Annotated in this window: 9 protein-coding genes and 1 pseudogene; 6 read left to right on the forward strand and 4 right to left on the reverse strand. The window is 64.3% G+C overall.

What is annotated here, in order from left to right:
- Positions 1-250, forward strand: a pseudogene (locus ACFLIM_RS49825) (hypothetical protein); the annotation flags it as partial.
- 238 nt (positions 251-488) lie between these two features.
- Here ACFLIM_RS49825 and ACFLIM_RS49830 read toward each other — a convergent pair.
- The 3 genes from ACFLIM_RS49830 to ACFLIM_RS49840 are packed head-to-tail and all read right to left on the reverse strand — an operon-like array spanning position 489 to position 2,474.
- Complete coding sequence (locus ACFLIM_RS49830; RefSeq protein ID WP_393177895.1) at positions 489-692, reverse strand: hypothetical protein; 204 nt, start codon at positions 690-692, stop codon at positions 489-491.
- A 43-nt stretch (positions 693-735) separates the two neighbouring features.
- Positions 736-1,158, reverse strand: coding sequence for a GlcG/HbpS family heme-binding protein (locus ACFLIM_RS49835; RefSeq protein ID WP_393177896.1), 423 nt, complete (start codon positions 1,156-1,158; stop codon positions 736-738).
- Positions 1,159-1,190: 32 nt separating this feature from the next.
- Positions 1,191-2,474, reverse strand: a complete 1,284-nt coding sequence (locus ACFLIM_RS49840; RefSeq protein WP_393177897.1) for an MFS transporter — start codon at positions 2,472-2,474, stop codon at positions 1,191-1,193.
- Positions 2,475-2,581: 107 nt separating this feature from the next.
- Here ACFLIM_RS49840 and ACFLIM_RS49845 point away from each other — a divergent pair, with 107 nt between their 5' ends.
- Positions 2,582-3,043, forward strand: coding sequence for a MarR family winged helix-turn-helix transcriptional regulator (locus ACFLIM_RS49845; protein WP_393177898.1), 462 nt, complete (start codon positions 2,582-2,584; stop codon positions 3,041-3,043).
- Between the two features lie 387 nt (positions 3,044-3,430).
- Here ACFLIM_RS49845 and ACFLIM_RS49850 read toward each other — a convergent pair whose 3' ends face one another.
- Positions 3,431-3,595 (reverse strand): hypothetical protein, encoded by a 165-nt coding sequence (locus tag ACFLIM_RS49850; RefSeq protein ID WP_393177900.1) that lies wholly within the window; start codon positions 3,593-3,595, stop codon positions 3,431-3,433.
- A 682-nt stretch (positions 3,596-4,277) separates the two neighbouring features.
- Between ACFLIM_RS49850 and ACFLIM_RS49855 the strand changes: the two genes are divergently transcribed.
- From ACFLIM_RS49855 to ACFLIM_RS49870, 4 genes are all read left to right on the forward strand, one after another.
- Positions 4,278-4,655, forward strand: a complete 378-nt coding sequence (locus ACFLIM_RS49855; protein WP_393177902.1) for a hypothetical protein — start codon at positions 4,278-4,280, stop codon at positions 4,653-4,655.
- Positions 4,656-4,748: 93 nt separating this feature from the next.
- Positions 4,749-5,309, forward strand: a complete 561-nt coding sequence (locus ACFLIM_RS49860) for a hypothetical protein (protein WP_393177904.1) — start codon at positions 4,749-4,751, stop codon at positions 5,307-5,309.
- A 597-nt stretch (positions 5,310-5,906) separates the two neighbouring features.
- A complete protein-coding gene (locus ACFLIM_RS49865) occupies positions 5,907-6,497 on the forward strand; it encodes a hypothetical protein (protein ID WP_393177906.1) in 591 nt (196 codons plus the stop codon).
- A 139-nt stretch (positions 6,498-6,636) separates the two neighbouring features.
- A complete protein-coding gene (locus ACFLIM_RS49870; RefSeq protein ID WP_393177908.1) occupies positions 6,637-7,065 on the forward strand; it encodes a hypothetical protein in 429 nt (142 codons plus the stop codon).
- Positions 7,066-7,486 lie beyond the last annotated feature (421 nt).

Raw genomic sequence — 7,486 nt, forward strand, 5'->3', positions numbered from 1 at the left:
CACCCTCGTTCCCCTGGGCGGCGGCCTGGCCACTGCGGCGCTCCTCGGCGCCTCGCTGGTCGGCACCGCGCAGGCCGCTTCGCACGTGAAGCCGTCCGAGAGCGTCAGCATCACCAGCGCCCGGGGGGTCGCCGCGTTCTGGCTGCAGAACAACGGCGCCGCGCTGGAGGCCGCCGCCTACGTCGAGGAGGACACCACCGACGTCGATCACTCATGGGCAGCAACCGCAGCGCGGCGAAGGTGTTCGTGACGGGAAGGTAGGCCAGGCGAAGGAGCACGGCCGATCATCATGCCGCACGCTTCCCCTCTCCTGGAGGCCGGAGCTCGCGCACGCCACGCAAAGCTCTCGCAGGGTTTGACCTGGGCGGATGTAATTATCGGCAGGCGCAGAATTAACCAGCAGGGTCATCGGTGCCGGCAAACCCCAACGCCGCCAAACGCTTGTGAACCTGGTCGGCGCCGATCTTCCCGGCGGAGGCTTCGACGAGCTATTCGATCTTGGGCATGAGCTCGTCGATCATCCTCGACCGCGGGACCGGGGCGGTGCGGCCGGTGGTTCCTGCCGTCCGCACCTGCACGTAGCGGCGGACGATATGGGGCTCACAGCCGACCAGTTCGGCGGCGGTTTTGCGTCGCTGCCGGTCAGGGCATAGGCGGGCCAGAATCTCCACGATCTCCTCGCTGCTCTTCATCGGTCCCGACGGTCGCCTGGGTCGTGATGGTCGCCTACCAGGGCTAGGCGATGGCGGCCAGGCCCGCTTCGGCGATCTTGATGTCGTGGCTCCAGTGGCCGCCGCAGACGCCGACGCCACCGATGATGTGGCCACCGGAGGTGATGGGGATGCCACCGCCGAAGGTGACGATCCGGTCGATCTGGGCGGGGGCGCCCATCGCCAGGGGCGCGTCGTTCTTGATGAAGTCGTGCCAGGCTTCGGTGCTCATGCCGAATCCGGCGGCGGTGTAGGCCTTGTCGGTGGCGACCTGGATGGTTATGTGCGGGGCGCCGTCCATGCGGGCGAAGGCGTTCAGGTGCCCGGCGGCGTCCACCACCGCGATGGAGAAGCGCTGGTCGGTCTGCTCGGCGGCGGCGATGGCGGCCTCCATGATGGCGCGGGCGGCCTGGTTGGTCAGAGCGGGGACGGTGCGGACAGCGTTCATGATTGATGCCTTTCGGATGAGTGATCGAGAGGTCAGGACAAGCGGTCAGCGGGCGGCGATGACCGTCCCGGTCGCACCGGTCGTGGCCGGGCCGGGGGTGGTGTTGGTGGGTAGGGGTTGGTGTCTTCGGCGCGGGTGGGGATGAGGGCGGCGGCCAGCAGGGGGAACGCCAGGATCGCGGCGAACGCGGGGCCGTAGCCGACGCCTGTGATGACGGCACCCAGGATCGGCGGGGTGGCCGAGGCGACGGCGTTTTGTGCGGTGTTCTGGATGCCCAGCGCCCGCCCCGACCAAGCACGTCCGGCATGCTCGGCCACCGCGGTGAAGGCCAGGCCGTTGGGGCTGACGGTGACGATGGCAGCGATCAGCAGCACCGCCACCGCGATCGGTGAGTGGGTGGTGGCGGCCAGCACCGCGACCACGGCGGCGACCGCCAGGGCGGTGATGCGCATCGGCCGCAGCCGCGAGCCGACCCGGTCCGACCACCAGCCGGTCGCCAGGCGCGCGATGGCGCCACCGACCTGTCCGGCTGCCAGGACGCGTCCGGCGGTGGCGGGGTCGAAGTGCTGGGCGTCGACCAGGAACACCAAGGCGAAGGTGGCCACGGTGAACTGCGGCACGATCAGTAGGGCGCTGGCGGCGTGGATGCGCCACAGCACCGGGGTGCGGTACGGCGACCCCGTGCGCTGGGCGGCAGTGTGAGTGCCGCGTTGGGGGTCGCGGACCAGCGCCACCACCAGTACGGCGGCGACCAGGCAGAAGGCGCTCATAAAGACCACTGCGGGAGTGGCGTGAGTGGCGGCCAGGCTCGGCAGCGTCAGCGCGGCGACCGCAACTCCCAGGGGTTGGGCGGTCTGGCGGATGCCCATGGCCAGGCCGCGTTCGGCGGCGGCGAACCAGCCCATGATCAGCCGTCCGCTGGAGGCGTGCACCGAGGCCCCGGCCGCTCCGGCGAGCAGGAAGCAGACCCCCAGGGCGATCGGGTCGTGGACGGTGGCGGCGGTCAGCAGCACGATCCCGGCCAGGCCGAGTCCACTCGACAGCACGATGCGTTCGCCCCAGCGGTCGGCGGCCGCGCCCCAGGCGATCAGGGTGGCCAACAGTCCGGCGTTGGGGGCGGCGGCCAGCAACCCGGCCTCGGCCAGCGACAGGCCCTCAGCACGCAGGGCGGGGATCAGGTAGGCCAGGCCGAACTGGAAGGTGCATCCGGCGGTCATGGCCAGCATCCCGACCGTCAGCACCAGCCAGCGTCGCCGGTCGGCCGGGCAGGGGTGCGGCCCGCCAGTCGGCGGGCGCGGTGATGGCGTGTTGGCCACGGTGTCCTCCTTGCGTCACTCGCTGATGTTCGATAGCTGATACTTAACAGTATACTGATTAGTTTTCGCAAACTGACTGATGCCCGTTGACTGATAAGATCGTGGGTATGCACTACTCCGAGCGGCTGCTGGGCTCCATCAAGCGAGCCGAGCAGACCACCCAGGCGGCCAAGGAACAGGTGCTGCGCGACCACGGGATCACCCCGGCGCAGCAGAGCGCGATGGCGATCCTGTCCGACCACGACGGCATCACCGCCGCCGAACTAGCCCGCAAGTGCGCCGTCACCCCGCAGACCATGAACAGCACTCTGGGCCGCCTGGAAAAGCGCGGCCTGGTCGAACGCCGCCCGCACCCGATGCACGGCATCCTGATCGAGGTGCGCCTCACCGCCGCCGGACGCGAGCTGTTCGACTGCGCCGACGCCTACGTCGCCGAACTGGACACCGCCCTGACCGCGGAAATGAGCGCCGAGGAACTCACCGAGCTCAAGCGCCTGCTGGAACGCGTCAGCCAGACCGCCCAGCAGATCACCACCCCGGCGACCACGCCCGAGCCGACCGTAGACTAGCCCGGCATTCCTGTCTCGCCGCCACCTTCGCCACACGGCTACACCCGTGGGAAACCCCAGCCACCGAGGATTTCCTATTGTCCGCCAGTGTGTTACCGCTCGTGTCCGTCAGCGGGGAGGAACTCGTGTCCGCTGACACTACGGCTCTCCCACGCGTTGAGACCCCTCGCAGGGGCGATGAGCCCCAATGTAAAATCGCAGTTCAGGGGGCCTTTCCACGCGGCATATCAGGCGTGATTTGCAGCGAACCTCTGGCAGTGCAGAGTTGAGCATACTTGCAGCTGATGATCACCTCTTCCGGCGATGGAGCAGCAGGCTGTAGGGCCAGCCGCGCAGGAACTTGTCGCTGCCCTGGCCGCGCACCTGCACCATCACCCGCTCGGTGGCCTACTTGGCATCGGGCCGCGCATCCGGCGTGAACATCAACGGCCGCCCCGGCCGGGCTGTCGCCGCCACACCCAGCAGCAGGCGCCGCAGCCCGCCGGCGTCGATCCGCCCCTGATCCAAAGCGGCATAGACCGAGCCGTGCCCACGGCGGAACTCCGGCTCCATCGACAACTCCACCGGTGAGCCCACCGCCCCTGCGCGCACAGCATTGCATCAGTGAGCTCGAACAACGCATCGGCTCGCCGCCACAACAGCCGGTGGAAGGCGGCGCGGAAAATCGATCAGGGACCGCAGGTGTGACGCCCCGGATGCCCCGATGTGCTCCGCCGCCTCACGCACGCCTGCGATAGTGAACATCTACGGCCACCCCTTGTTCTCCGGCGTCTTCTCAACACCGAAGATGAAGGCGGTGGCCGCTCCTGACTAACGGACACGCCGTACCGCGACCGGTCACATTCCGATACATCCCGATACATCCCGATACATCCCGATACATGGCGATACATGGCGATACATGGCGATACATGGCGATACGCCGCAATATCAGGCGCTATCTGTACGCGCCTGCGCCGATGTCCGGACTTGCTTAAATCGCAAGTTAAGTGGTCTGCTCCGGAAGATCAAGATCACAGAGCGTCATCACATGCGATGCGCCCCGGCAATGAGCGTCCGGTCTCGTCCGGTTCTGTCTGAGGCACACTGTTTGTGTCCTGACTCCCTAATATTAACGGAGTCGTTTGGCGCGCAGGCGCCGAGATGAACGTCATGCATTTGGCCCTCAACCACCCGCCAAACGCATGACCGTCGGGAAGCGCCCGACGAGTCGAGTTCGGTCCTGGAGGACTTAGTGAACATTGTGCGAAAGTACGGGCTGTTTTTAGCGGCCGTCGCTGTGGGTTTGGTCAGTTTCGGCGCAGGGCCAGCCCAGGCCGGAGCCACTCAGCGAACCTACTCGGGCTGCACAGTGCAAGGCATCAGCAGGACGACGTCGACGGGCATCTTCGTCTGGGCGCAGGCCATCACCCTCAAGAAAAGCGGTAGCTGCGGACGGATATCTGCCCGAATCCAGTGGACGGAGGCCGGCACGGTGCACACGAGCGCCAGGGATTATTCAACGGGAAACCAGGCCGAGGCGCACTCCGGCCAGAACACCAGGTCCAAGACCGGCCTCATAGGCTTCCACTCAGTCGAGGCGGGCGGGGCCGAGAACAATTTCATCAGCTAAATCATCGCCGACCTGACAGTGCATGAGCCAGGAGGCCTGATGTTTCCCCACCACATCAGGCCTCCGATCGGCCAATCAATCGGATGGGTTTCCATGGCACGTAAAGCGACCATTCGATGCTGCGCCGCCACCGCCCTGTTCGTACTGCTGGGCTGCGCATCATCTGGTGATATCTCTTCCGGCGGCCACGGTCAAGCCCGCGTGGCCGAATTAACCAGCATCGCCGTCCGGCGCGGCTCCACCATACAGCACCAGGCTCTCCGGGACGGCTTGATAACCCGAACGGAGTACGATCAGGCCATGGCAGGCATGATGAAATGCCTCCGCGCGGCCGGTCTCACCGTTTCAGGCCCTTATCCCGATCGGACCGGATTTCTACTCGACTATGATGCTAGCGTTGAAGGCATGGCCGAAGCTGCAGTCACACGCCTAAGCGACGCCTGCGAGCAGTCATATCTTGATCTCGTCACAGAGGCTTACATTGAGACTCATTTCGTGGAGTTTGCGAATGCCGAAGCGACGGCGAATAAGCGGCTCATCCGTTGCATGCTCGATATGAAGGCCTCTGTGGGCGATATCAGTGAGAGGTCGCCCGATGTTCTCTCGGACCTAAGAAAAGCTGACATTACTGCCTTTAACGCATGTTTTTCCTGATACGGCAGTCACCTATTCGCGGTGTGACCAGCACAGACGGGTGATAGGCCGTTGCGATCTTGTGATCGGAAGCGGGCGCAACGAGAGCAGCCGCTCGTGATCATGACTGTGTGACGAGTACAAGATCGAGAGCGGCTGCTGCGCTCATCCTAGAGGCCCGGCGCGTGCAACGGAATACAGACGAACTGCTCACCGCGCTGGCACCGATGTTCGCCCGGATCGAACCCCGCCTGCAGGCCGCCAAGTACATCCGTTGGGAACCGCGAGTGATCGTCTCATAGGGCTTGTTTCAGGTACAAGATGAGCACCCCCTGAGTGTCCGTTGCGCAAACCGCACCGCGCCTTGGGGTCTGTTGTGCCAGGTGCGTTACTTTCCGATCCGTCAACTGCGGTCTTATCTGTTCGCCCAGCGATTCTGTCCAACTGCCAGCGCATTTCTGGGCACAATCCGTCCCTTAAATGGCCGACACGGCCCACGCCGCAGTTCGGTGTCGGCCGGCGTCGCGTCGGACACGGCAGTATTTCTTCTCCACCGACCGTCGAGCACATAGCAGCTATCGCCGCTCTACGCTCGGCATCAGTTTCAAGGAGTCACACATGCACTCGAGTCCTCAAAACTATCCCAGCGTTCCCCCTCAGGGTGGGCCGGGATATGCTGGCCATGAATCCACCAGCCGTAAACCCCTCATCCTCGGCATCGCAATCTCCTGGAGCATGGCGATTGCGGCGCTGTATCTCTTCAGCGCGATTCTTGCGCTCATCAGCGGCAAGGGTACCCTGCTCAGGTACATTGCGACCGAGAGCTTAGGCGAGGTGTCGGACAGTCAACTCGAACAGCTCGCCAGCGACCCGGAAGTCACCGCGGCGCTAGAAGAAGGCTACGGGGCCATCGCCACCAAGGCCACCTTCCTGCTGGTCGCGGGCATGGCCATCTTGGTCTTCACCTGGCTTTCCCGCAACGGCGCCGCCTGGGCACGCGCCCTCGTACTGGTCACCACATTCGTGGCCATGGTGCCCGCCTCGATCCTCCTGGGCGAGAACTCCGCCCTGGCCATCAATAAGATCCTGCCTACTGGGACATGGCTCGCGGCATTCTGTGCCGTCCCACTGAGCCTGGCCGTCTATGTGCTGTTCTTCCTGCCACCGATCAACCGCTACGCCAGAGCGCAGAAGCTGCGGAGACAGTAGTCGATCAACGGCCTTCGGCACCGTCAGCCACTCCACACGCAAATACGGCCACCGGCCGCACCATCACTGGCGCGCACCCTCATAGAGTTTGGCTGACCGGTCACCATAAATGGCACATCAAATCCAAGAGGGGACAAACATGTCTACATCTCGCACCATCCGCCCCTTTCTCTTAGGGCTTGGAGCGGCCATTATTTGCGCCAATCTCAGCGCCTGCGGAAATTCAGGCACCGTTTCCAGTGACGGCCCAACCTCTGCTACCACGTCGACCGGCACGGACGCGTCCATCCCACCCACCTCGACTGGCAAGAAAGTCTCCGCCAGGCCGACCTCAGACCGAGGTATCAGCAAGACCGCTCTGGTGAAGAGGATGACGAATGAGCCGGACACCGAGGAGGTGCCCAAGTCGTACATTCTCTGCATGGCGGATATCGTGTTGAAGTACGGCGACCCGAAGGACGTGCAGCGCTACATCAACGGTTCCATAAAATCAGAGAAAATCAAGGGCCTTAGCCCGTCCAACAAGCGCTACTGGAACGCGGCGGAGAAGTGCGTACGCAACCTATGATTAGCTTCACCGCGCCAACCGCTTGAGCCTATTAGAGCGACCGGCACTTGGTTCACTTGAGCCGACGGGTAGTGGGCGGTTTCCCGGCAGCTCGCCGTAGCCATTCATCCACACACACGTGGGTCCGTTTCACCACCTATCTCTTGCCCACGGCGGCGCCATTGGTGCGCCGAATCGTGTCGGATCCAGCCGGTAAGGTCCTCGCGTCCGGAGCGGAACGTCATCGGAGAAGTGAATAATGGCCCGTCATACTCCGCCTCGGCCGATACAGACATTGAAAGGCTGACTTTTGGTCCTACGGCGGTTCGGGTTCGAGGATCAGTTCGGTCTGGGCGATGATGGCGTCGAGCAGGTCGGGCCGGTATTGCAGGTGTTTGAGATGGTGCTTGATGATGGCGGCGAGGTGGTCGATGCCGCCACG

Origin of the sequence: Nonomuraea marmarensis, from assembly GCF_043197025.1 — a bacterium.
GTDB lineage: Bacteria > Actinomycetota > Actinomycetes > Streptosporangiales > Streptosporangiaceae > Nonomuraea > Nonomuraea marmarensis.